The sequence below is a fragment of the Mesorhizobium sp. M0894 genome (genome assembly GCF_040319725.1).
Classification (GTDB): Bacteria; Pseudomonadota; Alphaproteobacteria; order Rhizobiales; family Rhizobiaceae; genus Mesorhizobium.
Genome location: NZ_JAMYOG010000003.1, coordinates 153,139 through 179,655 on the forward strand (window position 1 = coordinate 153,139; position 26,517 = coordinate 179,655).

At 63.7% G+C, this 26,517-nt stretch carries 23 protein-coding genes and 1 riboswitch; of the genes, 12 read left to right on the forward strand and 11 right to left on the reverse strand.

The genetic code is table 11. The annotated features are described in order from the left end of the window. Positions 1-98 precede the first annotated feature (98 nt). The 6 genes from phbB to NKH91_RS07060 all read left to right on the forward strand — a co-directional run bounded on the left by phbB (position 99) and on the right by NKH91_RS07060 (position 6,794). Positions 99-824: an acetoacetyl-CoA reductase gene (gene phbB / locus NKH91_RS07035; protein WP_023721015.1), complete on the forward strand. Its 726-nt coding sequence runs from the start codon at positions 99-101 to the stop codon at positions 822-824. A 32-nt stretch (positions 825-856) separates the two neighbouring features. Then, the gene (locus NKH91_RS07040; protein WP_352480898.1) at positions 857-1,156 is read left to right on the forward strand and encodes a hypothetical protein; all 300 of its coding nucleotides are present in this window, start codon (positions 857-859) and stop codon (positions 1,154-1,156) included. 398 nt (positions 1,157-1,554) lie between these two features. Beyond that, positions 1,555-4,959, forward strand: coding sequence for a helicase-related protein (locus tag NKH91_RS07045; RefSeq protein WP_352847137.1), 3,405 nt, complete (start codon positions 1,555-1,557; stop codon positions 4,957-4,959). 12 nt (positions 4,960-4,971) lie between these two features. Continuing rightward, positions 4,972-5,358: an RNA-binding S4 domain-containing protein gene (locus NKH91_RS07050; RefSeq protein ID WP_023721017.1), complete on the forward strand. Its 387-nt coding sequence runs from the start codon at positions 4,972-4,974 to the stop codon at positions 5,356-5,358. A gap of 148 nt (positions 5,359-5,506) precedes the next feature. Further along, positions 5,507-5,845 (forward strand): ferredoxin FdxA, encoded by a 339-nt coding sequence (gene fdxA / locus NKH91_RS07055; RefSeq protein ID WP_023721018.1) that lies wholly within the window; start codon positions 5,507-5,509, stop codon positions 5,843-5,845. 367 nt (positions 5,846-6,212) lie between these two features. Beyond that, positions 6,213-6,794, forward strand: a complete 582-nt coding sequence (locus NKH91_RS07060) for a CarD family transcriptional regulator (protein ID WP_006327799.1) — start codon at positions 6,213-6,215, stop codon at positions 6,792-6,794. 76 nt (positions 6,795-6,870) lie between these two features. Here NKH91_RS07060 and NKH91_RS07065 read toward each other — a convergent pair whose 3' ends face one another. The 3 genes from NKH91_RS07065 to NKH91_RS07075 form a co-directional block, all read right to left on the reverse strand. Then, complete coding sequence (locus NKH91_RS07065) at positions 6,871-7,644, reverse strand: amino acid ABC transporter ATP-binding protein (protein WP_023721019.1); 774 nt, start codon at positions 7,642-7,644, stop codon at positions 6,871-6,873. Continuing rightward, a complete protein-coding gene (locus tag NKH91_RS07070; RefSeq protein WP_023721020.1) occupies positions 7,641-8,321 on the reverse strand; it encodes an ABC transporter permease subunit in 681 nt (226 codons plus the stop codon). Before NKH91_RS07070 ends, NKH91_RS07065 begins: the two co-directional genes overlap by 4 nt. 121 nt (positions 8,322-8,442) lie before the next feature. Further along, positions 8,443-9,216 carry an amino acid ABC transporter substrate-binding protein gene (locus NKH91_RS07075; protein ID WP_352847134.1) on the reverse strand — a complete coding sequence of 258 codons (774 nt, stop codon included), beginning with the start codon at positions 9,214-9,216 and terminating at the stop codon, positions 8,443-8,445. Positions 9,217-9,544: 328 nt separating this feature from the next. Between NKH91_RS07075 and NKH91_RS07080 the strand changes: the two genes are divergently transcribed. Further along, the gene (locus tag NKH91_RS07080; protein ID WP_031194549.1) at positions 9,545-10,402 is read left to right on the forward strand and encodes an RNA polymerase factor sigma-32; all 858 of its coding nucleotides are present in this window, start codon (positions 9,545-9,547) and stop codon (positions 10,400-10,402) included. A 13-nt stretch (positions 10,403-10,415) separates the two neighbouring features. Here the strand turns inward: NKH91_RS07080 and NKH91_RS07085 are convergent, their stop codons facing one another. From NKH91_RS07085 to thiB, 4 genes are all read right to left on the reverse strand, one after another. Further along, positions 10,416-11,885 (reverse strand): M48 family metalloprotease, encoded by a 1,470-nt coding sequence (locus NKH91_RS07085; protein WP_023721023.1) that lies wholly within the window; start codon positions 11,883-11,885, stop codon positions 10,416-10,418. Positions 11,886-12,128: 243 nt separating this feature from the next. After that, complete coding sequence (thiQ, locus tag NKH91_RS07090) at positions 12,129-12,920, reverse strand: thiamine ABC transporter ATP-binding protein (RefSeq protein ID WP_352847131.1); 792 nt, start codon at positions 12,918-12,920, stop codon at positions 12,129-12,131. Next, the gene (gene thiP, locus NKH91_RS07095) at positions 12,917-14,536 is read right to left on the reverse strand and encodes a thiamine/thiamine pyrophosphate ABC transporter permease (RefSeq protein WP_352847129.1); all 1,620 of its coding nucleotides are present in this window, start codon (positions 14,534-14,536) and stop codon (positions 12,917-12,919) included. Before thiP ends, thiQ begins: the two co-directional genes overlap by 4 nt. Positions 14,537-14,769: 233 nt before the next feature. Continuing rightward, positions 14,770-15,783: a thiamine ABC transporter substrate binding subunit gene (gene thiB, locus NKH91_RS07100; RefSeq protein ID WP_352847126.1), complete on the reverse strand. Its 1,014-nt coding sequence runs from the start codon at positions 15,781-15,783 to the stop codon at positions 14,770-14,772. A gap of 43 nt (positions 15,784-15,826) precedes the next feature. Next, a riboswitch (TPP riboswitch) is annotated at positions 15,827-15,941 on the reverse strand. Between the two features lie 127 nt (positions 15,942-16,068). Here thiB and NKH91_RS07105 point away from each other — a divergent pair. From NKH91_RS07105 to NKH91_RS07120, 4 genes are read left to right on the forward strand one after another with little or no spacing between them, the layout of a single operon-like run. Next, entirely contained in the window at positions 16,069-16,713 is a 645-nt protein-coding gene (locus NKH91_RS07105) for a thiamine diphosphokinase (RefSeq protein ID WP_352847123.1), read from the forward strand. A gap of 1 nt (position 16,714) precedes the next feature. After that, on the forward strand, positions 16,715-18,535 hold the full coding sequence (locus tag NKH91_RS07110; protein WP_352847121.1) for an ABC-F family ATP-binding cassette domain-containing protein: 1,821 nt from the start codon (positions 16,715-16,717) through the stop codon (positions 18,533-18,535). A gap of 57 nt (positions 18,536-18,592) precedes the next feature. Then, positions 18,593-18,835: a type II toxin-antitoxin system CcdA family antitoxin gene (locus tag NKH91_RS07115; RefSeq protein ID WP_352480905.1), complete on the forward strand. Its 243-nt coding sequence runs from the start codon at positions 18,593-18,595 to the stop codon at positions 18,833-18,835. Further along, positions 18,835-19,134 carry a CcdB family protein gene (locus tag NKH91_RS07120; protein ID WP_352847118.1) on the forward strand — a complete coding sequence of 100 codons (300 nt, stop codon included), beginning with the start codon at positions 18,835-18,837 and terminating at the stop codon, positions 19,132-19,134. The genes NKH91_RS07115 and NKH91_RS07120 overlap by 1 nt, the downstream gene beginning before the upstream one ends. Positions 19,135-19,164: 30 nt before the next feature. Here the strand turns inward: NKH91_RS07120 and NKH91_RS07125 are convergent, their stop codons facing one another. Both NKH91_RS07125 and NKH91_RS07130 read right to left on the reverse strand, forming a co-directional pair. Continuing rightward, positions 19,165-20,871, reverse strand: coding sequence for a hypothetical protein (locus tag NKH91_RS07125; RefSeq protein ID WP_352950961.1), 1,707 nt, complete (start codon positions 20,869-20,871; stop codon positions 19,165-19,167). Between the two features lie 74 nt (positions 20,872-20,945). Then, positions 20,946-22,244: an adenylosuccinate synthase gene (locus NKH91_RS07130; protein ID WP_023680654.1), complete on the reverse strand. Its 1,299-nt coding sequence runs from the start codon at positions 22,242-22,244 to the stop codon at positions 20,946-20,948. A 216-nt stretch (positions 22,245-22,460) separates the two neighbouring features. Here NKH91_RS07130 and NKH91_RS07135 point away from each other — a divergent pair, with 216 nt between their 5' ends. Continuing rightward, on the forward strand, positions 22,461-23,363 hold the full coding sequence (locus NKH91_RS07135; protein WP_352547151.1) for a DMT family transporter: 903 nt from the start codon (positions 22,461-22,463) through the stop codon (positions 23,361-23,363). Between the two features lie 84 nt (positions 23,364-23,447). Here NKH91_RS07135 and serA read toward each other — a convergent pair whose 3' ends face one another. Both serA and NKH91_RS07145 read right to left on the reverse strand, forming a co-directional pair. Beyond that, complete coding sequence (gene serA, locus NKH91_RS07140; RefSeq protein ID WP_352849208.1) at positions 23,448-25,046, reverse strand: phosphoglycerate dehydrogenase; 1,599 nt, start codon at positions 25,044-25,046, stop codon at positions 23,448-23,450. Positions 25,047-25,233: 187 nt separating this feature from the next. Next, positions 25,234-26,409, reverse strand: a complete 1,176-nt coding sequence (locus NKH91_RS07145) for a phosphoserine transaminase (protein ID WP_352849206.1) — start codon at positions 26,407-26,409, stop codon at positions 25,234-25,236. Positions 26,410-26,517: the final 108 nt, after the last annotated feature.

Genomic DNA, 26,517 nt, shown 5'->3' on the forward strand with positions numbered 1-26,517 from the left:
AAGCGATACGAATAGGATACTGGCGCAAAGCGAGTAGGGAATAGAGGGCAAACCCTACCGCTTCAACGCTCAGTCATCTGCATTTCCCGGGAGGACACATGACAAAGGTTGCAATCGTCACAGGCGGGTCGCGCGGCATCGGCGCGGCGATATCGGTCGCCTTGAAAAGCGCCGGCTATTCGGTTGCCGCAAACTACGCCGGCAATGAGGAAGCGGCAGCAAAGTTCAAGGCAGCGACCGGCATCCCGGTCTACAAATGGTCGGTCGCCGACTACGAGGCCTGCGCTGCCGGCATCAAACAGGTAGAGGCCGATCTCGGTCCCGTATCGGTGCTGGTCAACAATGCAGGCATCACGCGCGACGCGATGTTCCACAAGATGACGCGCGAGCAATGGAAAGAGGTCCTCGACACCAACCTTTCCGGCGTCTTCAACATGACGCATCCGTTGTGGGGCGGCATGCGCGACCGCAAATTCGGCCGCGTCATCACCATCTCCTCGATCAATGGCCAGAAAGGGCAGGTCGGCCAGGTCAATTATTCGGCCTCGAAGGCCGGCGATATCGGCTTCACCAAGGCGTTGGCCCAGGAAGGCGCGCGCGCCGGCATCACCGTCAACGTCATCTGCCCCGGCTACATCGCCACCGAGATGGTCAAAGCGATGGACGAGAAGGTGCTCAACGAGCGTGTCCTTCCGCAGATCCCGGTCGGCCGTCTCGGCGAGCCGGAGGAGATCGCGCGCTGCGTCGTCTTCCTCGCTTCCGACGATGCCGGGTTCATCACCGGCTCGACCATATCAGCCAATGGCGGGCAGTACATCGCCTGACCGTTTATCTTTACGTTGAGATAGATACGCGCTTGGACGAACGGGCCTGCAAAACGGCCCGTTTCTATAGCGGTCTTCCCGTTGCAAGATCTCGATTCAGCACGCTGCCCCAATCCGGCACGCAAAGGTTAACGGCCGCTGCGCAGCCTGTGCAAAAACTGCCCGGCAGCCTGTGGATTCTCGGTGGAAAAGCTGTTCACAACACAACATGTTGCGGTGAACAAACCAAGAAACTTTGCCTATCGCTGATTCGTCGCCGATTCGTTCCGGCTTTGAGCGGAACGTTAACGGCGAGAGCCGAAAACACCCTCGAAATGATTAAAGCGCATTAGGAAACATCAATAATTTCATAATGTTGGGCGAAGCAGATTGGCCGGCCACGATCATTCACCGGCAAAGGTTAACGGTGGTGCTCGTTTGAATGCCGCCTGCATGAATCGGGCCAGTTTCTGTGATTCAGCATGTGGTGAGACTCGCCGGCAGAAATCCCAGATGTAGCCGTGAACAAAACCTGAATCAGCGCGAGTCAGTGATTCGTCGCTGATTCGTTCCAGACTCGTTCCAACTGTTAATCGGGAACAGATTTCTGGCTTCGAACCGACCAATCAGCCTGCCCTCGGCACATTCCGCTTTCGCTTCGCGCCCGAAATCCCTATGTGTCGCCTGTCATACGCGGCCAATATGGGCGCGCTCCCGACAATGCGAGGCAGAGAGCCTTATTTCCAGGCCGATGAACATCCATCCGAAACACACTGAACCGCTGATCCTGTCGGGTCGAGACGTGACGGCCGTGCTCGGCCCGACCAATACCGGCAAGACCCATCTCGCCATCGAACGCATGGTGGCGCATGAGAGCGGCGTCATCGGCCTACCGCTCAGGCTGCTTGCCCGCGAGGTCTATACGCGCGTCTGCGAGAAGGTCGGCGCCCATAAGGTTGCGCTCATCACCGGCGAGGAAAAGATCCAGCCGGCGGGCGCGAAATACTCGGTCTGCACGGTGGAAGCGATGCCGCGCGAGACCGACGCCGCCTTCGTTGCCATCGACGAGGTCCAGCTCGCTGGCGATCTCGAACGCGGCCACATCTTCACCGATCGCATCCTGCATCTGCGCGGCCGCCAGGAGACGCTGCTGCTGGGTGCGGCCACCATGCACGGCATTCTGCAGCGCCTGCTGCGGGGCGTGTCGGTGGTGACCCGGCCACGGCTGTCGCATCTTGCCTATGCCGGCTCGAAGAAGCTGACCCGCCTGCCGCGGCGCACCGCGATCGTCGCCTTCTCGGCCGACGAGGTCTATGCCATCGCCGAGCTGATCCGCCGCCAGCAGGGCGGTGCCGCCGTCGTGCTCGGCGCGCTCAGCCCGCGCACCCGCAACGCCCAGGTGGCGCTGTTCCAGTCGGGCGATGTCGACTACCTCGTCGCCACCGATGCCATCGGCATGGGCCTCAACCTCGACCTCGACCACGTCGCCTTCGCCCAGAATCGCAAATTCGACGGCTACCAGTACCGCAACCTGACCGCGGCCGAGCTCGGCCAGATTGCCGGCCGTGCCGGCCGGCATCTGCGCGACGGCACCTTCGGCGTCACCGGCCAGGTCGATCCGCTGGATGAGGAATTGGTCAAGAAGATCGAGGCGCATGATTTCGATCCGGTGAAAGTGCTGCAGTGGCGTACCGCGCATTTCGATTTCGCCAACCTCGATGCGCTGAAGCGCTCGATCGAGACCAACGCCCCGGTCGAAGGCCTGACGCGCGCACTGCCGGCCGTGGACGCGCAGGCGCTCGAGCATCTGTCGCGCGACGAGGACATCCGGGCACTCACCACCGACGCCAGGCGGGTGGCGCTGCTGTGGGAAGCCTGCGCGCTGCCCGACTACAGGAAGATCGCGCCGGCCCAGCACGCCGACTTGATCGCCTCCATCTACATGGACCTTGCCAGGCACGGCCATGTCGACGAGAACTACATGGCCGAGCAGGTGCGCCGGGCCGACACCACTGAAGGCGATATCGACACGCTATCGCACAGGATTGCCCAGATCCGCACATGGACCTTCGTTTCCAACCGGCCCGGCTGGCTGGCCGATCGGGCACACTGGCAGGAAAAGACGCGCGAAATCGAAGACAGATTGTCGGATGCGCTGCATGAGCGGTTGACGAAACGTTTTGTAGACCGCAGGACTTCCGTCCTCATGCGGCGCCTTAGAGAAAACACGATGCCTGAAGCCGAAATCAGCCCAACCGGAACCGTCCTCGTCGAAGGCCATCACGTCGGCGAGTTGCAGGGTTTCCGCTTCACCGCCGACCAGAGCGCCGGCGGCGAGGACGCCAAGGCGGTGCGGGCGGCGGCGCAGAAGGCGCTTGCCGCCGAGTTCGAGGCGCGTGCCGAACGCTTCGGCGCCTCGGCCAATGGCGACATCGCGCTGGGTTCGGATGGCACGCTGCGCTGGATCGGCGCGCCGATCGGCACGCTGGTCGCTGGCGAAGAAGCTTTGAAGCCGCGTCTCGTTCTGCTCGCCGACGAGCAACTCACCGGCCCGGCCCGCGACAAGGTTGCGGCGCGCGCCGAGCGCTTCGTCAATTTCCAGATCGAATCCCTGCTGAAGCCGCTGGTCGATCTCAAGAATGCCGAGCAGATCACCGGCATCGGCCGCGGCATCGCTTTCCAGCTCGTCGAGCATTTCGGCCTCATCAACCGTCGCGACATCGCCGACGAGATGAAGTCGCTCGACCAGGAGGGCCGCGCGGCGCTTCGCCGTCTCGGCGTGCGCTTCGGCGCCTACCATGTCTTCGTGCCGGCGCTGATCAAGCCGGCGCCGGCCGGGTTGATAACGATGCTGTGGGCGCTGAGAAACGACGGCAAGGACAAGCCCGGCTTCGGCGATGTCGTTCACGCACTGGCCTCCGGCCGCACCTCGGTGGTCATCGATCCAACCTTCGACAAGACCTTCTACAAGCTGGCGGGCTACCGCAATCTTGGCCGGCGTGCTGTACGCGTCGATATTCTCGAACGGCTGGCCGACCTGATCCGGCCGGCGACCAACTGGAAGCCGGGCCTCGGGCCTCGCCCCGACGGCGCCTATGACGGTCAGTCCTTCATGGTCACGCCGCCGATGATGTCGATCCTCGGCGCCACCGCCGACGACATGGAAGAAATCCTGAAGGGGCTCGGCTATCGCGCCGATGCCAAGCCGGCGGCCGAGGTCAAGGCGCGGCTCGAAGCACAGGACAATGCCGCGCGTGAAGCGGCCGCTGCAAAGCAGGCGGCGGAAGAGGCAACGCGAGCCGAGCAGGCGAGGATGGCGGAAGCAGCTGCCGCGGCAGAGCCGCCGGCGGAGGTTTCGGAGCCTGTGTCGGATGCGGCTCCTGTTGCGGAGGCGGCCGAAGCCGTGACCGAAGCGGCGGCAGAGCCTGTCGCGGAAGACCAGCCGCAAGCTCCAGCCCCTGAAGCTGCGGCAGAAGTCACGCAAGAGACCCAGCCCGCCGCCGAAGCGGCTGCAGAACCAGCGGTTGAGCCAAGGACGGAACTTGGGGCGGAAACTGAGGCTACGGCACCGGCAGAGCCGCCGGTTTCCGACACTATGGAAGCATCGCCGGCCGAACCTGCAGCAACGGCGGAAGCCGTCGCCGGCGAAGCTGCCCCAGAAGCCGAGGAGCCAAAACCTGTGCTGTTGTGGCGGCAGGGTCGTTTCGACCAGCGCCCGCGTCATCGCCAGCATGACAACCGCCCCCGGGACAATCATCGGGACAGTCGCGCGCGCAATGGTCAAGCTGCGCCGGACGGCCGCAGCGATGCGCCGGTAGATGCCGGCGGGCAACCGACGCCGGGCGACCGGCCCGCCCGTCAAGGGCGCCACGATCAGCGCGACGGCGCCGGCAAGCCACGCTTCGACCGCAGCAAGTTCAAGCCCAAGCCGCAAGGCGAGGCGGCAGAGCAGCGCGCCGGCAAGCCGCAAGGCGAACGCCTCGACCGGCGCGAAAACCGGCCCGACTGGAAGGCTGGACGGCAGGACGGCAAAGGCGGCGCCCAAGGCGCAAAGCCCGCCTTCCAGCCAAAGCCGCGTGAGGAACGCCCGGTCCGCTTCGATCCGGACTCGCCCTTCGCCAAGCTCGCCGCGTTGCGCGACCAGCTGAAGAAGTAAGCTGTTCGTCCGATGGTCACTGATGCCCGCCAGCGCATCGACAAGTGGCTGTTCTTCTCGCGCGCGGTAAAATCACGCACGCTGGCAGCCAAGCTGGTCGTCACCGGACGCGTCCGCATCAATCGCGACAAAGCAGCGCAGGCATCCGATACGGTCCGGCCGGGTGACGTTTTGACCATCACGCTCGAGCGGCGGATCTTCGTCTGGAAAGTCCTTGGCACCGGCGCACGGCGCGGCCCGGCCGAAGAAGCCCGCCTGCTTTACGAGGACATGTCGCCGCCCCCCGCGCCCAAGGGCGAGGCGCTTCCGGATGCGGTGCCGCCGTTGCGCGAGGCCGGCAGCGGTCGCCCGACGAAGAAGGAACGCCGCCAGACCGACCACCTGCTCGGCGACGATTGAGCAAGGTCGAACTTCCGCTTTGCCGGGCCTCTGGAATTCCATTCCGGAAACCCCGGCACCGCTGGCAAGGGCTGCCCTTGCCAGCGGCGGACAAAGGCGTTACCTCACCAAAAAAGCCCAACAAAATGGGACGTCCCGGAGCCGACCAATGACCTATGTCGTGACCGACAATTGCATAAAATGCAAATACATGGACTGCATCGAGGTCTGTCCGGTCGACTGTTTCTACGAAGGTGAGAACATGCTCGTCATCCACCCGGACGAGTGCATCGACTGCGGCGTCTGCGAACCGGAATGCCCGGCCGACGCGATCAAGCCCGACACCGAGTCGGGCCTCGACAAATGGCTGCAGATCAACACCGAATATGCCGATAAATGGCCCAACATCACCGCCAAGAAGGAGCCCCCGGCCGACGCCAAATCCTTCGACGGGGAAGCTGGCAAATTCGAGAAATATTTCTCCCCGGAGCCCGGCGAAGGCGATTAACGAGAGCGCTGATTGCGGCAGCCTGACGCGGCGTAACAGACGTGATACATTAACTGCCTTGACAGGCGGCGATGGCGCATGGCCTTCGCGCGTGCAGCAAAACCTTGATTCTTCCGACTTTTTGTGTTATATCAACCCAACATGCCGGTGACACAACGTCGATTTATGGCGCAAACGCCCCAAATCACTGAAAGGTGAATTTCTCAATCCGGACCAGAGCGATCTGGGGCAGGCGGTCGCAATGTTGCGATTTGCCGGTCCTGGCCTTCCGGTGAGTTCATCGTTGTGTGGCTAAGGACCGGTCACCCCGGTCGCACGAGTTCGGGCCGGCACGATGCCGGTACCACAACAAGGAGTTCAGGGCGTAATGGCAACGATCACCCCGCAGAAGAAGTCCACCGCAGCGCGCCACGGTTTCAAGACCGGCGAGTACATCGTCTATCCGGCACATGGTGTCGGCCAGATCGTCTCGATCGATGAGCAGGAAGTCGCGGGCCACAAGCTGGAACTGTTCGTCATCGACTTCCAGAAGGACAAGATGCGCCTCAAGGTGCCAGTCGCCAAGGCGACCTCGATCGGCATGCGCAAGCTATCGGAAGAGGATTATGTCGAGCGCGCGCTGAAGGTCGTGCAGGGCCGCGCCCGCGTCAAGCGCACCATGTGGTCGCGCCGCGCCCAGGAATATGATGCCAAGATCAACTCCGGCGATCTGATCTCGATCTCGGAAGTGGTGCGCGACCTCTATCGCGCTGACAACCAGCCGGAGCAGTCCTATTCCGAGCGCCAGCTCTACGAGGCGGCCCTCGACCGCATGGCCCGCGAGATCGCGGCCGTCAACCGCATGTCGGAGACCGAAGCGGTGCGCCTTATCGAGGTGAACCTCAACAAGGGCCCGAAGCGCGGCGCCAAGGCCGACAACGAGGAAGCCGAGCAGGAAGAGGCTGCCTGAGCTTTTTCGCCTTCAAATTCAGAAAAACCCGGCCTCGCGCCGGGTTTTTTGTTTTGGCTGACCGGCGAATGCATTGCTAACCTTCGCCACCGCCCTCCCTTTCCGCCTCCTGCTTCAGCGTCGCGATGAACCGCTTGGTCCGCTGGCGCTCCGGGTTGCTGAACAGCACCGCGGCCGGCCCTTGTTCGACGATGTTGCCGGCATCGAGGAACACCACTTCCCGCGCGATCTTGGAGGCGAGCCTCAGATCATGCGTCGCCATCACCATGGTCGTGCCCTCGCTGGCGAGCTTGCCGAGCACGTCGACCACCTCTTGCGCCAGTTCCGGATCGAGTGCAGAGGTCGGCTCGTCGCAGAGCAGCACTTTCGGCGACGGCGCCAGCGCCCGGGCAATCGCCACGCGCTGCTGCTGGCCGCCTGACAGCGTCGCCGGCCAGGCGTCGGCCTTGTGCGCCATGCCGACCTTTTCGAGCAGGGCGAGCGCCCGTTCGCGCGCCCTTTCCTTGGGCCATTTCAGCACCGTCACCAGCCCCTCCATGATGTTCTCGATCGCGGTGCGATGCGGAAACAGCTGGAAATTCTGGAACACCATGCCGGTCTGCAGCCGCAGCCGCTGGATATCCCTGGTCGAGACCCTGCCGCCGGGGTGGAATTCGAGTGCATCGTCGCCGATTCGCACCGTGCCTGAAGTCGGCAGCTCGAGCAGGTTGATGCAGCGCAAAAGCGTACTTTTCCCGCCGCCCGATGGCCCGACAAGCGCGGTGACGCTACCTTCCTCGATGGTGACGGTCACACCCTTCAGCACCAAATTGTCGCCGAAACGCTTTTCGATGTTGGTGAGGCCGATCATGCGCGCGCCTCCAGGAAGCCACCATAGCGGTTAAGCCGCGTTTCCAATCGGGCCTGCAAGGCCGACAGCACGGAGCTCATGACCAGGTAGAGAGCCGCTGCCTCGACATAGAGGATCAGCGGCTCATAGGTGGTGGCGACAATGCGCTGCGCCGCCTGGAACATCTCGGGCACGGTAATGGCGGCGGCGAGCGATGTATCCTTGACCAGTGAGATGAAGGTGTTGGACAGCGGCGGCACGGCGACGCGCCCCGCCTGTGGAAGAATGGTGCGCCGCATTGCCTGGGCCCAGGTCATGCCGATCGAATAGGCCGCTTCCCACTGGCCCTTCGGCACCGAACCAATGACGGCGCGGATGATTTCCGACGAATATGCGCCGATGTTCAAGGTAAAGCCGATCAGTGCTGCCGGAAAAGCGTCGAGCAGGATGCCGACCGATGGCAGGCCGTAGAAGATAAGGAACAGTTGCACGAGAAGCGGCGTGCCGCGGAAGATCCAGACATAGAAGCGGACCACGGCGACCAGCGGTTTGGGACCGAACAGCCGGACAAGCGCCACGACCAGGCCGAGGACAAGACCGAATGCAAACGACAGCAGCGTCAACGGCACGGTGAAGATCAGTGCAGCCCACAGCAGCGTAGGCAGGGATTCCAGCATCAATTGCAGCCAGTGCGGCACGAAGCCTCCTCCTTGCCAGATTGCCGTCGCTCATATCACGCGAAAGCGGCGGGCCGTCAAAGACAGCTCGCCGCGACATGAACGACGCGGGCCGGCATTCGGCCCACGCGAGAAAAGCCGTTTACTTCGAAACGTCCTGGCCGAAATAGGTATCGGCGATTTTCTGGTAGGTACCGTCGGCCTTGATGTCGGCCAGCGCCTTATTGATGGCGGCCACCAGTTCCGGATCGCCCTTGCGCACGATGACGCCGGAATAGTCGGCGTTTTCTTCCTGCGCGGCAATCTTCACATTGGCGTCGGGCTTGTGCTTCTTGAAGTCGAGGAAGGACAGGCTGTCGTTGATGGTGGCGTCGGCGCGGCCGGTGAGAAGAAGCTGGATCGACTGGTCGAAGCCGTCGGTGCCGACGAGCTCGGCGCCATTGGTTTCAGCCAGCTTGCCGAAATTCGAGGTCAGCGACTGCGCCGCCTTCTTGCCCTTGAGATCGGCGAAACCCTTGATGTCGGTGTTGTCGCCGCGCACGATCAGCACCGCCTTGGAGGCGATGTAAGGATCGGAGAAATCATATTTGGCCTTGCGCGCCTGGGTGATGCCGACCTCGTTGATGACGGCATCGTAGCGGTTGGCGTCGAGACCGGCGATCAGCCCGTCCCATTTGCCTTCGAGGAACTGGGCTTTGACGCCGAGGCGCTCGGCGATGGCCCGGGCGATCTCGACGTCGAAGCCGACCAGCGCGCCGGAAGCATCATGATAGGTGAAGGGCGCATAGGTTCCTTCCGTGCCGACCTTGAAGACGCCGGACTGCTTGATCTGGTCGAGATTGGCGCCGGCATGACCGGCGGCGATTGCCAGAACCTGCAGCGTTCCGGCGATAATGAGCGATTTGAGCCATTTCATTTTTCTGTGATCCCGTCCTTGGCCGATGTCCGGCGTCGTTGCGAGTGCCGGAAAATGACAGATGCGCGATGCCAAAATAAGAAACTAAATTTCAAAAATCTCGCGCCCTTGAAATCCCATTCTCAACCAACACCTCCCGGCGGCACCCGGCTGAGTCAAGGCCGATGGCGAATCGCCTGGAACAGCGCAATCGGCATGACAGTCCGGGGGAACATTCCCCCGCATCGCACGTTCTTGGCTGTTGTAGGGCGCGGCGCCGCCATTTCAACCATCGGCGCCAACTCACGATTCAGCGATCGCACCGCAACGCCTGAAGCAGGAGCGCGGCATGATGCAAGACAGTGCAGGACGGACCATGGTTCGCGCGGCGATGAAAGCCCCTTACCTGGAGCGCGACGAAGAGCATCTCCTGGCGCTGCGCTGGAAGGAGAACAATGACCAGCACGCGCTGCACCGCATCACCGTCGCCCATATGCGGCTGGTCATTTCTATGGCGTCGCGGTTCCGCCACTACGGCCTTCCCCTGGGCGATCTGATCCAGGAAGGCCATGTCGGGCTGCTGGAGGCCGCGGCCCGTTTCGAGCCCGAGCGCGAGGTGCGGTTCTCGACCTATGCGACATGGTGGATCCGCGCCTCGATGCAGGATTATATCCTGCGCAACTGGTCGATCGTGCGCGGCGGCACCAGCTCGGCGCAAAAGGCGCTGTTCTTCAACCTGCGGCGCCTACGCGCCCGCCTGGCAAACGGCGCCGAGCAGACGTCGAATGCCACGCTTTACCGCGAAGTGTCGGCGGCTCTCGGCGTTTCCGAGGCCGATGTGGCGATGATGGATTCCCGCCTTTCGGCACCCGACAGCTCGCTCAACACGCCGCTTGCCGACGATGCGGGCGCAACCGAGCGGATGGAGTTCCTGGTTTCGGATGACCCGCTGCCCGACGAGGTCGTCGGCGACACGATCGATGTCGAACGCCGCTCTGTCTGGCTGAAGACGGCGCTCGGCGCGCTCAATGCGCGAGAACTCAGGATTATCGAGGAGCGCCGGCTGAGCGACGAGGGCGCGACGCTCGAAGCGCTCGGCGAGACGCTCGGCATCTCCAAGGAACGTGTCCGGCAGATCGAGGCGCGCGCCATGGAAAAGCTCAAGGCGGCGCTGGTGAAGCAGAACCCGGAATTTCTCGCAGCCTGAATCGCGTCGGCTGCTATTTGTCGGTGACGATCTTGACCTTGTCGCCGGCCGAAACGGCGGCACCCGGCGACAGCGCGTTGAGCACCCTGAACAAATCCAGCTTGCGGTCGACGCCGACCATCTGTGCGGCCAGGGAGCCCATTGTCTGGCCGGGCTGCACCGTGACGATGCGGATACGCAGCGGCTTCAACGCCGCCTTCTCGGCAGCACTCAGGATGCGGAACGAGCCGCTGACCGAGCGCGCCACCGTGCTCAGCGAGGTGCTGGCCGAAGGCGCCGCGGTCAGCAAGCGGTAGACCTGGCCGCCGGCGCGGATCACCGCAATATCGAATTGCCAGCCATCGGCGCCGGCATGCGCGGTTGCCGCTTCGTTGCCGTTGATCGTTTCCTGGCGCACGCTGCTGTCGTCGAGGCCGGCAACCCAGCCGCTGCGGATGTAGTCGGTCAGCGAGCGGCCCTTGTCGATCGAAACGCCGTCGAAGCGGATCGCGATGTCGCCCGGGCCTGTCGCCGTCACCGCCGCTGCCGAATTGTCGATGATGAAGCCGTTGGGCACCGAGAACGACACGCCGAGGCCAGGATGCAGGAAAGTTTCGCCGCGCACATAGCCTTCCTCCGGTGTGTCGCCGTAAAGCAGCCCGTCTACGCCGGAAAGGAATGAATCGCGATCGCGCGACCCGACACCGGGCGCGCCGAACTGGCGGGCGTGGCGCTGCGCGAGGTCGATACGCTGCGGCGTGTTGGGGTGCGTCGCCAGGAAGTCGAGGCTGGCGTCGGTGGCGCCGCTGATCGAGCGGAAATCGGTATAGGCCGACATCGACTGCAAGAAGCGGCCGGCAGCGTAGGGATCGAAACCGGCTTCGCCGATCGATTTGATGCCGATGGCGTCGGCCTCCAGCTCCTGATTGCGCGAGAACTGGGCCAGCCTCAGCTTGCCGCGGATCAGCGCCGCCTTGGCCGTCGGGTTGTCGCCGAGCACATCCGAAACGACCTTGGTCGCCAACCCCTCTTCGGCTTCCAGCTGCTGGCGCTGCAGGCCGTGATTGGCCGTAACATGGCCCATTTCATGCGCAATGACGGCGGCAAGCTCGGCTGAATCGTTGGCCAAGGCAAGCAGGCCCCGGGTGATGTAGAGATAGCCGCCCGGCAGCGCGAAGGCATTGACGTTGGGCGAGTTGAGGATGGTGATGCGGTAGGTCTGGGTCGGGTTGGCCGACACTACGGTCAGTCTGCCGACGATCTTGGCCACCATGCGCTCGAGCTTGGGGTCGGAATATTCTCCGCCATAGGTGGCGAGGATGCGCGGGTGCTGCGCCTTCGCCAGTTGGGCGAGCTTGCCGTTGGCGGCGACGTTGTCGACCGTGATCGGCTTGTCTGAGGGCTGAAAGCCTGATTCCTGCACGTCGGGAGGCGTGAACATCTGGCAGCTTGCCAGCGCCACGGCAAGACCGGCCAGCGCCAGAAAGCGCGCCAGCGGTTTCACCCTCCGATTGTCGATGCCGGTCGGCAGATCGGCTTCCTTTCAAGTCCTGGCACGTGACCGCGAAAATCGGGCGCGATTTCCGGAAAGCATCACGCGCAAAATCAAGTGCTACGGCGTCCGACAGATACGAGGCAGCAAGGGCAAATCACGGTCTAAGCCGGACCAGCTCCTGGCGGACCTAGCCACACTACCTCGACCATGGCAAGCAAGCGCCGCTTCGCCTTCCGCCGGTTTGACCATAAATTATGTCCGCTTCCGGGCAACATCTCGTGATCCAGCCGCAAACGGACCCGAGCCGATATAGCGTCGGAATGCCTCCGGTCCAGCCCCGACGAAAAAATCGGCCGCAGTGCCCGTCGCGGCAACCGTGCCACCATCCAGGAAAACCATGTTTTGCCCGATACGGCGCGCATCGTCCGGCTGGTGCGTGACGAATAGCACCGTCATGCGCTGCTCCGAATGGACGTCGGCGACCAGGTCGAGCATGTCGTCGCGCAGTGCCGGTCCGAGCGAAGCGAACGGCTCGTCGAGCAACAACACCGGCCGGTCGCGCACCAGGACCCGAGCGAGCGCGACGCGCTGCCGCTCACCGCCGGAGAGTTCGCGCGGCAGCCGGCTTTCCTTGCCGGCAAGGCCGACGCGCTTCAGCGCTGCGGCGATTGCGGCGCGGTCAGCCTCGCTCAGCCTGAGCGAAGGCGAGCGGCCGAGCCCGACATTCTGCTCGAGGGACAGATGGGCAAACAGGTTGTTTTCCTGGAACACCATCGATACCGGCCGCGCTGATGGCGGCGCAGTGCTGACGTCGGCGCCGCCGATGAGCACGCGGCCTGACCGCGGCGCCTCGAAACCGGCCACCAGATTGAGCAGCGTCGACTTTCCCGAACCGCTCGGCCCCATGATGGCGGTGATTTCCGACGCCGGGAAATCGACATCGAATATAAGCGGCGTTTCACCATAGCTGAACGAGACATTATCGAGCCGCACGGCCGCGCCTTTTTCGACCGAAATCGACCGTTCCGGGCTGATCGGCATCATGATTTCTCCCTCCTTCCCAGCCAGTCCGCGGTCAGCACAAGCGCCAGGCAGACAAGGCCGAGCAGCAGCGCCAGGCCGGCCGCATCCTCGGTGCGGTAGCTGCCCATGCGCGCCAGCAACAGATAGGGCAAGGTCTGCACGGAATCGCTGCCGAACAGCGCAATGACGCCGAGATCACCGAGCGACAGCGCCATGGCGAAGGCGAAGCCGGTGGCGAGCGGCCGCCGCAGCGACGGCCAGTCGACCAGACGCAACCGGTTCCAGCCCGAGATGCCAAGCTGTGCACAGAGCCGTTCGTGGCGTTCGCTCGCCGCGTCATAGGCGGGGCGGATGGCGCGGATGGCGAACGGCATCGCCATCACCGCATTGACCACAACCACCATGACAGGGGCGATCGCAAAGACATCGCTGACGCTGCGCAGGAGCAGGAACCAGCCGGCACCGATGACGATGGGCGGCACCACCAGGACGAACCCCGCACCGGTGTCGGCCAGGTGTTCGAGCAGCGTCCGCCTGCCGGTCCGCCGGGTGAGCGCCAGCGCCCGGCGCGCCATAACCAGCGACAGCGACAACGCCAAGGAGAGCAGCGCCGATAGCAGGGAGAGCACGGCACTGGTCGCCGTCGCTTGCCGCACCGCGCTCTCGCCGGCCAGGCGGCCGAGATCGGCGCCAAGCCCGGCCGACAGCGTAGCCGCCATCGGTCCGGCGACAAACAGCAGTGCCAGCCCGATCACCAGTGCGTTCAGCACGGTCTCGGCCGCACCGGCTGAAAAATACCGGCGCGGGGCTACCGGCAGATTGGCGTCGCCGGTCATATTGGCGCCAAGCCGCGTTAGTGCCAGCACGACGACGAAGGTCAGGGCAATCTGCAACAAGGTCAGCGTCACCGCCCGCGCCGGGTCGAAGTCGAAACGCAGCGCCTGGTATATGGCAACCTCCAGCGTCGTCGCGCGCGGCCCGCCGCCGAGCGTAAGCACGATGGTGAAGGAGGTGATGCACAGCATGAAAACGAGCCCGGCAACGCCCGGCAGGGCCGCACGCAACGCCGGCCATTCGATCAGCCGGAAGGCCGGCGCAGCACCCATGCCAAGCTGGCTCGCCAGCCGCCATTGGTTAGCCGGCACCGTCTGCAACGCTTCCAGGAACAGTCGCGTTGCCAGCGGCAGGTTGAAAAAGACGTGGGCGACGAGAATACCCGATAGGCCATAGATGCCGGGCCAGTTCTGGCCGCCAATCGCACCGAGCAAGCCGGCGAAATACCCGGCGCGGCCATAGAGTGCCAAGACACCGAGTGCGGCAACAATGGCCGGCAGCGCCAGCGGCACGGCGAAAAGCTGCAGGACAAAGCCTCGCCCGAAAAACTGTGGATGCCGCGACAGCGCGCGCGCGACGAACAGCGCCGGTGCGACGGAGAGCAGGGTCGACAACAGAGCCTGCCAGAGCGTGAAGCGGGCAACACGGAGGAGATAGGAATCAAAGGCGGAGGCGGCGCCCGACAGGTCGCGCATGGCTTCGACGACGAGCCCGGCGAATGCCCCGCCGATCAGCAGCGCGATGGCGGCGAGCGCGACGATACCGGCGGTGACGCGGGTATCCGATGATGGCGCGCGTTGCACGCTAGACCACCAGATTCGAGATTCTTAGCGAGGATTGCGTTCCTCCGCGCGCCCCTCTGTCCTGCCGGACATCTCCCCCACATGGGGAGAGATTGGCAGGTTCAGCGCTCCGCTCATTCCGGCAATGTCGGAGATTGGCGAAAGCCGGCATGACGGCCAATCTCCCTCCTTGTGGGGGAGATGTCCGGCAGGACAGAGGGGGGCGCCGTAGGGCGATCATCTTTCTATCAGAGCTACTTGCTCATCACCGCCAGCCACTCGTCGACCCAGGCCTTGCGATTTGCGGCGACCTCTTCCGAGCTGAACAGCAAGGTTTTGGTCGGTTTGACGAGCTTGTCGAACGCCGGATTGAGCGGCTTGTCGGTTTTGCCGGCCGGGAACATCCAGTTGGTTTCGGGAATGACGTCCTGGAATTTCGGCCCGGTCATAAAGGCGATGAACTTTTCCGCCAGCGGGTTCTTCGCGCCCTTGGTGGTGATCCCAGCGACCTCGATCTGCAGATATTCGCCTTCCTCGAAGGACGCCGCCTGGTAGCGCGAGGTGTTTTCGGCAACCATGTGGTAGGCTGGCGAAGTGGTATAGGACAGCACCATCGGCGCCTCACCCTTGGTGAACAGGCCGTAGGCCTCGCTCCAGCCCGGCGTCACCGTCAGCACCTTTGCCTTGAGTTTGGCCCAGGCTTCCGGCGCCTTGTCGCCATAGACCGACTTGACCCACAACAGCAGGCCAAGGCCCGGCGTCGAGGTGCGTGGATCCTGGATGACGATTTTGTCGCCGGCATCGCCCTCGACCAATTCCCTGAGGCTCTTCGGCGGGCTCTTCAGTTTTTCGCTATCGTAGACGATAGCGAAATAGCCATAGTCGAACGGCACGAAGATATCGTCGCTCCAGCCACCCGGCACACTGACGTCCGTCACGGCGCCATGCGGCGAAAACAGGCCGGTTGCCTTGGCGTCCGCCGTCAAATTGGTATCGAGGCCAAGCACGATATCGGCCTTGGTCGCGGCCCCTTCCAGCTTCACACGGTTGAGCAGTGCCACGCCGTCGGCGACCGAGACGAATTCGACGACGCAGGTGCACTCGGCCTCGAAGGCCTTCTTCACCGCCGGTCCCGGACCCCAATCGGCGGTGAAGCTTTCATAGGTATAGACGGTCAGCTTATCCTGTGCCGATGCCTGCCCCGGTAGGGCAAGCGCGGATGCCGCAAGCAGGATAATCGAGGCAAGAGAGTGGAAAAAACTGCGCATCGGCGCCTCCTTCGTTCGCGTTGAAAGGAATTGAGGCGTCGGGCTGTCCGAAACGTCTAATCCCTCCGCCGGTACAAACCGGATCAGGTTCAGCGGGTTGGCAGTCTTGCCTCTCAGCCGGTCCGCGAAGATCGCGTCCGGCACCCCGTTAGAGCGATGCGACACATAGGCCCGGCCGAAGTGCTGCGCAAGCGGAAGTTTGCCGGGCATCCAAAGCCCAGCCTTCCGTTTCGTCTGCCGTTTCATCTTCCGTTTCCGGGGCAGGGCTGGTAAGGGCCACGAGATATGAGCACATTCACCATCCTGCTTGGCGGCGATCTTATCCGCACGCCGCTGCTCGACCGCCAGGTCGAAGGCTCCCGCGTCATCGCTGCCGATGCCGGTATCGGCCATGCCCGTATGCTGGGCCTGATGCCGGAACTCTGGGTCGGCGATTTCGATTCCGTGCCTGCCGATTTGCCGGAGGATCTGGCCGCCGTGCCACGGCAGGTGTTTCCCGCCGAAAAGGACAAGACCGACGGTGAACTCGCTATCGCCGCCGCGCTCGAACGCGGTGCGACCAGCCTTGTGCTCGCAGGCGCCTTCGGCGGCAAACGCACCGACCACATCTTCCTGCATTTGGCGCTCAGCGTCCGGCTGGCGGAAGGCGGAACGGAAGTGCTTTTGACCAGCGGCGCACAGGAAGGCATTCCTTTGCTGCCTGGAAAGACTGGCTTCGATTATGTCGACGGTACGCTGTTTTCGGTGCTCGGCTTTTCGGATCTCGTCGGCCTGACAGTCACCGGCGCCAAATGGCCGCTCGCCCATGTCGAGGTTGCCTTCGGCTCGTCGCTGACCATTTCCAACGAGGTCAAGGGCCGGCTGGAAATCGCGCTGGCCAGCGGCCGCGCGCTGCTGCTCGCGCATCCTTTTCCCCTACCTGAAAGCTGACATGGCGCCGCCACTTCTCAATCTCGACGGGATAAAGCTGACCTTTGGCGGCGCGCCGCTGCTCGACGGTGCCGCCCTGACGGCGTCAGCTGGCGACAAGATCGCCCTGGTCGGCCGCAACGGCTCTGGCAAGTCGACGCTCCTCAAGATCGCTGCCGGGCTGATCGAACCGCAGGACGGCGAAGTCTTCCGCCAGCCCTCGGCGACTGTGCGCTACTTGCCGCAAATGCCCGACATGGACGGCTTTGCGACTGTCCGCGCCTATGTCGAGGCGGGGCTCGGGCCCGCCGACGATCCCTATCGCGCCACCTATCTGATGGAGCATCTCGGCCTGACCGGCGAGGAACGGCCGAACGACCTCTCCGGCGGCGAGGCGCGGCGCGCGGCACTCGCCCGCGTCATGGCGCCCGAGCCCGACATTCTTCTCCTCGATGAACCGACCAATCATCTTGACCTTTCGGTTATCGAATGGCTGGAGGAGGAGCTTGCCCGCACCTCCTCGGCCCTGGTCGTCATCTCGCATGACCGCCGTTTTCTCGAACGCGTGTCACGCGCCACAATTTGGCTCGACCGCGGCCAGACCCGCCGTCTCGATAAGGGCTTTGCCTATTTCGAGGAATGGCGCGACACGGTGCTGGAGGAGGAAGAGCGCGAGCAGCACAAGCTCGGCCGCCAGATCGTGCGCGAGGAGCACTGGCTGCGCTATGGCGTGACGGCAAGGCGCAAGCGCAACATGCGCCGGCTCGGTGAGTTGCAGACCATGCGCCAGCGCTTTCGCGGTCATCGTGGCGCCGAGGGTGCGGCGACGATGACAGCCAGCGACGCCGCCGAATCCGGCAAGCTGGTGATTGAGGCCAAGAACATCGAGAAGAGCTTTGGCGATCTGACCGTGGTCAAGGGATTCTCGACACGCATCCAGCGCGGCGATCGCGTCGGTCTGGTCGGGCCGAACGGCGCCGGCAAGACGACGCTATTGAAGATGCTGACCGGCGAATTGAAGCCGGACGCAGGCACGGTGCGGCTCGGCACCAACCTGGAGATCGCCACGCTCGACCAGAAGCGCGAGGCCGTCGATCCGCAGGAGACACTGGCGCAGTATCTCACCGACGGACGCGGCGAGAACCTTGTCATCAATGGCGAGCAGCGCCACGTCGTGTCCTACATGAAGGACTTCCTGTTCAAGCCGGAACAGGCGCGCACGCCGGTGCGCGAGCTTTCGGGCGGCGAGCGGGCACGGCTGATCCTCGCCCGCGTTTTGGCGCGGCCGGCAAACCTGCTTGTGCTCGACGAGCCGACCAACGATCTCGACATGGAGACGCTGGAGCTGCTGCAGGAACTGGTCGCCGGCTTTGCCGGCACGGTGATCCTGGTCAGCCACGATCGCGATTTCCTCGACCGCACGGTGACCAGCATCATCGCGCCGGATGGCGACGGCCGCTGGATCGAATATGCCGGCGGCTATTCCGATATGCTGGCGCAGCGCGGCGGCACCAGGCTGGACGACCGCAAGGCGCGGCCGAAGGCAGAGACCGGCGAGGCGACGGCGGCAAGCAGGAGCGAAGCGGCCGCTAGCAGGGGCCTGGCCAAGAAACTGTCGTTCAAGCAGAAATTCGCGCTGGAAACCTTACCCAAGAAGATCGAGGCGGTGTCGGCCTCGATCTCGCGGCTGGAGAACAACATCGCCGATCCGGCCTATTATGAGCGCGACCCGGCGTCGTTCCAGAAGACGATTGCCGCGCTCGACAAGGAGCGCGCCACGCTGGAAGCGCTCGAAGAGGAATGGCTGGAACTCGAGATGCTGCGCGAAGAGATGGAGGGGTGAGAGGTTGAATGCACGCTCATATGCGCCTACATTATGCGCATAAATGGGAGCGGCTCCATGCCTCGATCGAATCCAAAAACCCAAAGAAAGTCGGTTAATACATCGATCGACTCCGGATTGATCGAGGACGCCAAGGCGTTGGGCATCAATATATCCCGCGCTGCAGAAGAGGGTATCGCCAAGGCGATTTCGGCCGAAAAAACCCGGCGATGGCAGGAGGAAAACAAGGAAGCGATCGAGAGTTCCAATGACTATGTCAGGCGCAACGGCTTGCCTCTGGCCAAGCACCGGCTGTTTTGATGGCGCGTTATGATTTCTACCAGAGTGCCGAAGGCGACGGTTATCTTCTCGATGTTCAGTCCGACCTTCTGGGACGGCTCGACACCAAGGTAGTCGTCCCGCTGATGCCAGCCAATAAGGCTCCAGTGCCGGGCCGCCGGCTAAATCCTATCTTCACCATCAACGGTAAGGACCATGTCATGGTCACTCAATTCATGTCAGCCTTGATGACATCTGAATTGCCCATTGCCGAAGGAAATCTTTCTCGCCATCACGACGACATCGTGAGCGCACTCGACATGCTGTTCCAAGGCTTCTGAGCCAAAGAGGGGTTGGGCTGGTGAGCGGCCTCAGCCCGCTGTCTTTGTCTGCCAGGCCTTCAGCGCCTCGTCGAACACCTTCTCGCCGGGAATGCCCTTTTCCATCGTCAGCAGCGCCCGCCGCCCGGTCTTGTAGACGACCGGCACGTCGATCCAGTCCTGGCCCCTGAGCAAGGTCAGATTGGCGTCTTCATCCGCCTTGGTGTCGTTGAGCGCAACCAGGAAGAAACCGTCGGCGATCTTGGCCGGGATACCGATCAGCGGACTGCCGGCATCCTGCTCGGAGCCCTTCATGGCGACTCGCAGGATGTTGTCGACGCCGCCGCCCTCGAAGCCGTCAGGCGTCAGGAAGATCATCTCGATGATATGGCTGGCCGGCAGCGTCTGGTCGGTGTTGCGACGGATCGTCATGCGCAACTGGATATCCTTGCCTGGAATGGTCGCCTCGGCGCGGATCGCCGGCTCGGGCGGCAGGTCGCCGCCGGGCGATTCCTGCACCAGCGACCAGACGATATTGCCGGGCTCGGCCGAGCCTTGAGCGGTGCTGGTGCGCTCCTCGTAGAAGATCGCCTTCTGGCCGACGGCCAGCGCGGCTTCCGGCGGAACTACCGTCGGTGCCGCTGCCGCCACGGGCGGTGTGGCGGCCGCTGCAGGCGCTGGCGGGACAGCTGCAGCATCGGCAGGCGCTGCCGCCCCGTTGGCGGGCGGCATTGCGGGAGTTGGTGCAGCGGACCCGTCGACTGCTGGAGCATTGGCCGTGGCTTGCGCGTCTGCGGGCGCGGCCGGTGCCGGCGCGGCGGGTGCCGGGCTGGTCGGCGGTTGTGCGGCCGACGGCGGCGTGGTCAGCGCGGCGACGGATTCGCCTTCGCCGATGCCCGCCTGCCCGGCCGCGGGGCCGGGATCGACCTCGTGGCCTTCGGGCGTCAGGCGCTGCGTGAACTTCGCGCCTTCGCCGGCCTCCGTCGGAGGCGCGGCGGCCGGTACGGCCGCATCGGCCACCGGCTTGGCCGGGGCTGGTTTTACCAGCGGTTCGGTGGTGACGGTTTTGGTCCCGTCGAGGCCGAGCATGCTGCCGAACGCATCCTTGTTCAACCACATGCCGTAACCGCCACCGGCAATGACCAGCAAGGCGACGGCAGCAGCAATCACACCGCCATAGCTGCGCCTGCGCTCGGCAGGATGGAGCCGCTGGAACCTGTCCTCCGCGGGGTCGCCGTCGTTGGAAAAGTCATCGCCCCGAAAAACCCCGTCTTGGTCATCGGCTGTCGGAAGATCCATGTCGGACGGCGGCGGACCAGCGCGCTCCTGAGAAAGAGCGACGGGCTGCGGCTTTTGCCAGTTCGGCGCCCCCTTGGCGGGCGTGGGCTGCCATGCCGGCCCAGTCTGTGCCGGCCCGGTCTGTGCCGGCCCGGTCTTTGCCGGCTCGGTTTTGGCCGGCTGGCGGACATGGCTGGGCTGGTTCTTGTTGCGGTCGATGGAGGAGAAGATGTCCTCCAGCTCCGCCAGCGGATCGGATGCCGGCGCCGGTTTGCCATACTCTCGCTCAATGCTTGCGATGGCATCTTCGAGTGCACGCTTCTGCCTGGAGACGTCCGACGGCGCAAGTGGTGGATCGCGTTCGGCAATCTTCTTCGCAATCGTCGAACGAGCCTTGTCGTAGACCCTGGCGCGCACCTCCGCCGACGGCTCGCCGAGATTGTCGAGCGTCTTTTTCAGAACAGAAACAAAATCTACCATGCTTCAGTCGACCTGCATTTTGTTTCTGGGCCGGCCCCCGCAAATCAGCCGCAATGCCCGGAAAGGCTGAGAAACTAGTCTTGAAACGGATCGGTCACAAGTATCGTGTCGTCCCGTTCAGGGCTGGTGGAAAGGAGTGCGACCGGCGCGCCGATCAGCTCCTCGATGTAGCGGACGTACTTCACCGCCTGGGCCGGCAGGTCGTTCCAGCTGCGCGCGCCGGCGGTGGTGCCTTTCCACCCCTCCAGCGTCTCGTAGACCGGTTCGACGCGCGCCTGCGCGCCCTGGCTGGCCGGCAGGTAATCGATCGCCTCGCCGTCGAGGCGGTAGCCGGTGCAGACCTTGATCTCGTCCAGCCCATCGAGCACATCGAGCTTGGTCAGCGCAATGCCCTTGATGCCGTTGACGGCGACAGCCTGGCGGACCAGCACGGCATCGAACCAGCCGCAGCGGCGCTTGCGGCCGGTAACGACGCCGAATTCATGGCCGCGCGTGCCCAGGAACTCGCCGATCTCGTTCTTCTGTTCGGTCGGAAACGGGCCTTCGCCAACGCGCGTCGTATAGGCCTTGGTGATGCCGAGCACATAGCCGATGGCGCCCGGGCCGACACCGGATCCAGCAGCGGCCTGGCCGGCAACCGTATTGGAGGAGGTGACGAACGGATAGGTGCCATGGTCGATATCGAGCAGCGTGCCTTGCGCGCCCTCGAACAGGATGCGCTCGCCGGCGCGGCGCTTGTCGTCGAGGATTTTCCAGACCCGGTCCATATAGGGCAGAATCTCGTCGGCGACCGAGATCAGCTCGCTCATGATCGCCTCATGCGTGACCTCGGCATGGCCGAGCCCACGGCGCAGCGCATTGTGGTGCGTCAGCAGCCTGTCGACCTTCAAGGGCAGCGTTTCCAAATCCGCCAAATCCATCACCCTGACCGCGCGTCGGCCCACCTTGTCTTCGTAGGCCGGACCGATGCCGCGACGGGTCGTGCCAATCTTCGTTCCGGAATTGGAAGCGGCGTCCTCGCGAAATCCGTCCAGCTCCCGGTGCAGCGACAGGATAAGCGCGGTGTTTTCGGCTATTTTCAGGCGGTCCGGCGTCACCTCGACGCCCTGTGCCTTCAATTTCGCCACCTCCGCGACGAAAGCGTGCGGATCGAAGACGACGCCATTGCCGATGATCGACAGCTTGCCTTGCCGCACCACGCCGGACGGCAGCAGCGACAGCTTGTAGACCTTGCCATCGACGACCAGCGTATGGCCGGCATTGTGGCCGCCCTGGAAGCGCACGACAACGTCGGCGCGCTCGGACAACCAGTCGACGATCTTGCCTTTGCCCTCATCGCCCCATTGCGAGCCGACGACCACCACATTGGCCATGCTTCTTTTCCCTTGAGATGCCGCGCCAGGCAGCTTGAAACGGTTCGAAACGACAGGCCTCTATAGCGTCAAGACCGGGCGAGCGCGACCATTCTTTGCCGCCCAAAACGCTCCGAGGCACAACAATTTTCGCCTTTGACATCATTTACTTGCGCGAGCTGCCGCAATAGGCCCGCAACGACCGCGCATTTCTCTCCGCCTGGCCGGGACTTCACGATGCATCGAGCCGCCTATCTGTTCCTGCTGTTCACCACCTTGCTGTGGGGCGGCAACTCCGTGGCGGGGAAGCTGGCGGTCGGTCATATCTCGCCGATGACGCTGGTCTTCCTGCGTTGGCTGCTGGCGGTTCTGATCTTGCTGCCGATCGGCTGGGCAACGCTGCGCCAAGATTGGCCGGTGGTGCGCAGGCACTGGTTGCTGCTTGGCGGGCTCGGCGCTTGCGGCTTCGCCTTCTTCAACACGATCTTCTACACGGCGCTCAACTACACCACGGCGATCAACGTCTCGATCGAGCAGGCGGCGATCCCGATCGTCATCATCATCGCCAATTTTGTGCTCTTTCGCCTGCGCGTCAATGGCGTGCAGGTCATCGGCGTCGTGCTGACCATCGCCGGTGTCGCGGTGACGGCGAGCCATGGCGATCCACGCCAGCTTCTCAGGCTGGATCTCAACTTCGGCGACGCCATCATGCTGGTCGCCGTGCTTTGCTACTCGTTCTATTCGGTGGGGTTGCGGCTGAAGCCAGTCATCCGCTGGCAGAGCCTGATGCTGGCGCTGTCGGTTGCCGCACTCATCACATCGCTGCCTTTCTTCCTGTGGGAGATTGCCGCCGGCAAGGTCATCGTCCCCGATGCACGCGGCTGGGCGGTCGCGTTCTATACCGCCATCGGTGCCTCGGTCATATCGCAGATCTTCTATATCAGGGGCAACGAGCTGATCGGCGCCAACCGGGCCGGCCTGTTCATCAACCTGGTGCCGATCTTCGGTACGCTGCTGTCGGTGCTGATCGTCGGCGAGACGTTCCAGCTCTATCAGGCGCTGGCGCTCGCGCTGGTGCTCGGCGGCATCGGCCTCGCCGAATACAGCGGACGGAAGACGGCGATATCCGCCGCTGAATGAAGTCGCTTGCCGCGACGTTTGACTGCGGTCCATCAACGACCGTGGAAGCGCCCCGCGTGCTGCTGCACACGGGGCGACCGAATTTCAGGCCACGCCGACGTCGAAGTGCAGCCGCTTGGCGGAGTCGATCGACTTGTGCGAGCGCACCTGCGCCAACACGTTTTCCGGGAACGGCGCATCGAGATAGAGCAGCGCGATGGCATCGCCGCCCGGCCGGTTGCGGCCGAGCTGGAAATTGGCGATGTTGACGCCGTTCTCGCCGCAGACCGTGCCGAGCAGGCCGATGATCCCAGGCGCATCGGCATTCGTCGTGTAGAGCATGTGCTGGCCGACCTCGGCGTCGAGATTGATGCCCTTGATCTGGATGAAGCGCGGTTTGCCATCCGAGAAGCAGGTGCCGGCGATCGAGCGTGTCCTATGCTCGGTCTTGACCGTCAGCTTGATATAGCCGTCGAACACGCCGGATTTGTCGCGCTTGACCTCGGCGACGATGATGCCGCGCTCCTTCACCATGATCGGCGCCGACACCATGTTGACGTCGGAGACCTGCGGCCGGATCAGCCCGGCAAGGGTGGCGCTGATCAGCGCGCGCGTGTTCATCGTCGCCGTCGAGCCGTCGAACAGTATCTCGACCTCCTTGATTGGATCCTCGGTGACCTGGCCGACAAAGGCGCCGAGCACTTCGGCAAGCTTGACGAAAGGTTTCAGCCGCGGCGCCTCTTCGGCGGTGATCGACGGCATGTTGATGGCGTTGGAAACGGCGCCCTTGATCAGATAGTCGGACATCTGCTCGGCGACATGAAGGGCGACATTCTCCTGCGCTTCGGTGGTCGACGCGCCGAGATGCGGCGTCGCCACGACATTCTCCATGCCGAACAGTTCATTATACTCCGCCGGTTCGACCTCGAACACGTCGATGCCGGCGCCTGCCACCTTGCCGCTTTTCAGTGCCGCGATCAGGTCGGCCTCGACGACCAGCCCGCCGCGCGCGCAATTGATGATGCGCACACCGGTCTTCATTTTGGCGATCGCCGCGGCGTCGATGATGTTGCGCGTCTTGTCGGTGAGCGGTGTGTGCAGCGTGATGAAGTCGGCGCGGGCGAACAGCTCGTCGAGCTCGACCTTTTCGACGCCGAGCTCCTCGGCGCGGCTGTCCGACAGGAACGGATCGAAGGCGATGACATGCATCTTCAGGCCGACGCCGCGCGTAGCGACGATCGAGCCAATATTGCCGCAGCCGATGATGCCCAGCGTCTTGCCGGTGATCTCGACACCCATGAAGCGGTTCTTTTCCCATTTGCCGGCATGGGTCGAGGCGTTGGCCTCCGGTATCTGGCGGGCCAACGCGAAGATCATGGCGATCGCATGCTCGGCGGTGGTGATCGAATTGCCGAAGGGCGTGTTCATCACGATGATGCCCTTCCGGCTCGCCGCCGGGATGTCGACATTGTCGACGCCGATGCCGGCGCGGCCCACGACCTTCAGCCTGGTCGCGGCGTTGATCAGCTTCTCCGTGACCTTTGTCGCCGAGCGGATGGCCAGCCCATCATACTGGTCGATCACCTCGAGCAGTTTTTCCTTATCCTTGCCGAGATCCGGCAAATAGTCGACGTCGATGCCGCGATCCCTGAAGATCTGCACGGCGGTGGTGGAAAGTTTATCCGAGACGAGAACGCGAGGCATTGGCTTGGTCCTTTGCGATTGGCGTCCCTCCTTGAGGGGAGGGTCGGCGCGAAGCGCCGGGGTGGGGTCGGTGCGGCCGGATGCGGCCGAATCTTTCTGGATGGTGGATCGTTGAGCTCGTGCCGTTGAGCGGGTGGAGGCGACCCCACCCGGCCCTTCGGGCCACCCTCCCCTCGAGGGGGAGGGATCAGGCCGCCGCTTTGAGCGACGCCTTTTGCGCGGCAAAGGCCCAGTCCAGCCAAGGCAGCAGCGCCTCGAGGTCGGAGGCCTCGACCGTCGCGCCGCACCAGATGCGCAGGCCGGGCGGGGCGTCGCGATAGGCGCCGATGTCATAGGCGACGCCTTCCTTGTCGAGCACCGAGACAATTGCCTTGGCGAACGCGGCCTGTCCGTTGGCGTCGAGTGCCGCGACATCCGGATCGGTGAAGGAAAGGCATACCGATGTGTTCGAGCGCGTCGCCGGGTCGGCTGCAAGATGGCCGAGCCAGGAAGATTTCCGGACAAAGCCATCGAGCACGGCGGCATTGGCGTCGGCACGGGCGATCAGCGCATCGAGGCCGCCGATCGACTTCGCCCAATGCAGCGCATCGAGATAGTCCTCGACGCACAGCATCGACGGCGTGTTGATAGTCTCGCCCTTGAAGATGCCCTCGATCAGCTTACCGCCGGAAGTGAGGCGGAAGATCTTCGGCAGTGGCCAGGCCGGCTTGTAGCTTTCCAGGCGTTCGACGGCGCGCGGGCTGAGGATCAGCATGCCATGCGCGCCCTCACCGCCCAGCACCTTCTGCCAGGAGAAGGTGACGACGTCGAGTTTCTGAAAATCGAGCTTTTGCGCAAAGGCCGCCGAAGTGGCGTCGCAAATGGTCAGGCCCTTGCGGGTGGCCGGGATGAAATCGCCGTTCGGCACGCGCACGCCCGACGTCGTGCCGTTCCAGGTGAAGACCACGTCGCGGTCGAAGTCTATTTTGGTCAGGTCGGGCAGTGCCCCGTAGTCGGCCTCTAACCTGCGCACATCGGCAAGCCTCAGCTGCTTGACCACATCGGTGACCCAGCCGGAGCCGAAGCTCTCCCAGGCGACCATGTCGACGCCGCGTTCGCCGAGCAGCGACCACAGCGCCATTTCGACCGCGCCGGTGTCCGAGGCCGGCACGATGCCGATGCGATAGTCTGCCGGAACCTGGAGGATTTCCCGCGTCAGATCGATCGCTTGTTCGAGCTTGGTCTTGCCGATCTTGGCACGGTGCGAGCGCCCGAGCGCGGCATTTTTGAGCGCCTCGACCGACCAGCCGGGGCGTTTTGCACAGGGACCTGAGGAAAAATTGGGATTTGCCGGACGGAATCCGGGCTTCGTATGCGTCGTCATCGTGGTCTATCCTTCCAGATAGTGGCCCCTCGTTGGGGAGGGGTGGCCCACGAACGGCGATATGCGTTCAGGCTTTCGGCGTCAAGGGGAAAGTTTTTGTCGCTGTCA

Excerpts from the sequence above, each read along its gene's own strand:
- serA (WP_352849208.1), bottom strand. The coding sequence starts at position 25,046 with ATGCCTCGCGTTCTCGTCTCGGATAAACTTTCCACCACCGCCGTGCAG.
- NKH91_RS07130 (WP_023680654.1), bottom strand. The coding sequence starts at position 22,244 with ATGGCCAATGTGGTGGTCGTCGGCTCGCAATGGGGCGATGAGGGCAAA.
- NKH91_RS07060 (WP_006327799.1), top strand. The coding sequence starts at position 6,213 with ATGGCAACGATCACCCCGCAGAAGAAGTCCACCGCAGCGCGCCACGGT.
- NKH91_RS07145 (WP_352849206.1), bottom strand. The coding sequence starts at position 26,409 with ATGACGACGCATACGAAGCCCGGATTCCGTCCGGCAAATCCCAATTTT.
- NKH91_RS07075 (WP_352847134.1), bottom strand. The coding sequence starts at position 9,216 with ATGAAATGGCTCAAATCGCTCATTATCGCCGGAACGCTGCAGGTTCTG.
- thiB (WP_352847126.1), bottom strand. The coding sequence starts at position 15,783 with ATGCGCAGTTTTTTCCACTCTCTTGCCTCGATTATCCTGCTTGCGGCA.
- NKH91_RS07080 (WP_031194549.1), top strand. The coding sequence starts at position 9,545 with ATGATGCAAGACAGTGCAGGACGGACCATGGTTCGCGCGGCGATGAAA.
- NKH91_RS07065 (WP_023721019.1), bottom strand. The coding sequence starts at position 7,644 with ATGATCGGCCTCACCAACATCGAAAAGCGTTTCGGCGACAATTTGGTG.
- NKH91_RS07120 (WP_352847118.1), top strand. The coding sequence starts at position 18,835 with ATGGCGCGTTATGATTTCTACCAGAGTGCCGAAGGCGACGGTTATCTT.
- NKH91_RS07135 (WP_352547151.1), top strand. The coding sequence starts at position 22,461 with ATGCATCGAGCCGCCTATCTGTTCCTGCTGTTCACCACCTTGCTGTGG.
- NKH91_RS07115 (WP_352480905.1), top strand. The coding sequence starts at position 18,593 with ATGCCTCGATCGAATCCAAAAACCCAAAGAAAGTCGGTTAATACATCG.
- thiQ (WP_352847131.1), bottom strand. The coding sequence starts at position 12,920 with ATGATGCCGATCAGCCCGGAACGGTCGATTTCGGTCGAAAAAGGCGCG.
- NKH91_RS07110 (WP_352847121.1), top strand. The coding sequence starts at position 16,715 with ATGGCGCCGCCACTTCTCAATCTCGACGGGATAAAGCTGACCTTTGGC.
- NKH91_RS07125 (WP_352950961.1), bottom strand. The coding sequence starts at position 20,871 with ATGGTAGATTTTGTTTCTGTTCTGAAAAAGACGCTCGACAATCTCGGC.
- fdxA (WP_023721018.1), top strand. The coding sequence starts at position 5,507 with ATGACCTATGTCGTGACCGACAATTGCATAAAATGCAAATACATGGAC.
- NKH91_RS07045 (WP_352847137.1), top strand. The coding sequence starts at position 1,555 with ATGAACATCCATCCGAAACACACTGAACCGCTGATCCTGTCGGGTCGA.
- NKH91_RS07105 (WP_352847123.1), top strand. The coding sequence starts at position 16,069 with ATGAGCACATTCACCATCCTGCTTGGCGGCGATCTTATCCGCACGCCG.
- NKH91_RS07050 (WP_023721017.1), top strand. The coding sequence starts at position 4,972 with ATGGTCACTGATGCCCGCCAGCGCATCGACAAGTGGCTGTTCTTCTCG.
- phbB (WP_023721015.1), top strand. The coding sequence starts at position 99 with ATGACAAAGGTTGCAATCGTCACAGGCGGGTCGCGCGGCATCGGCGCG.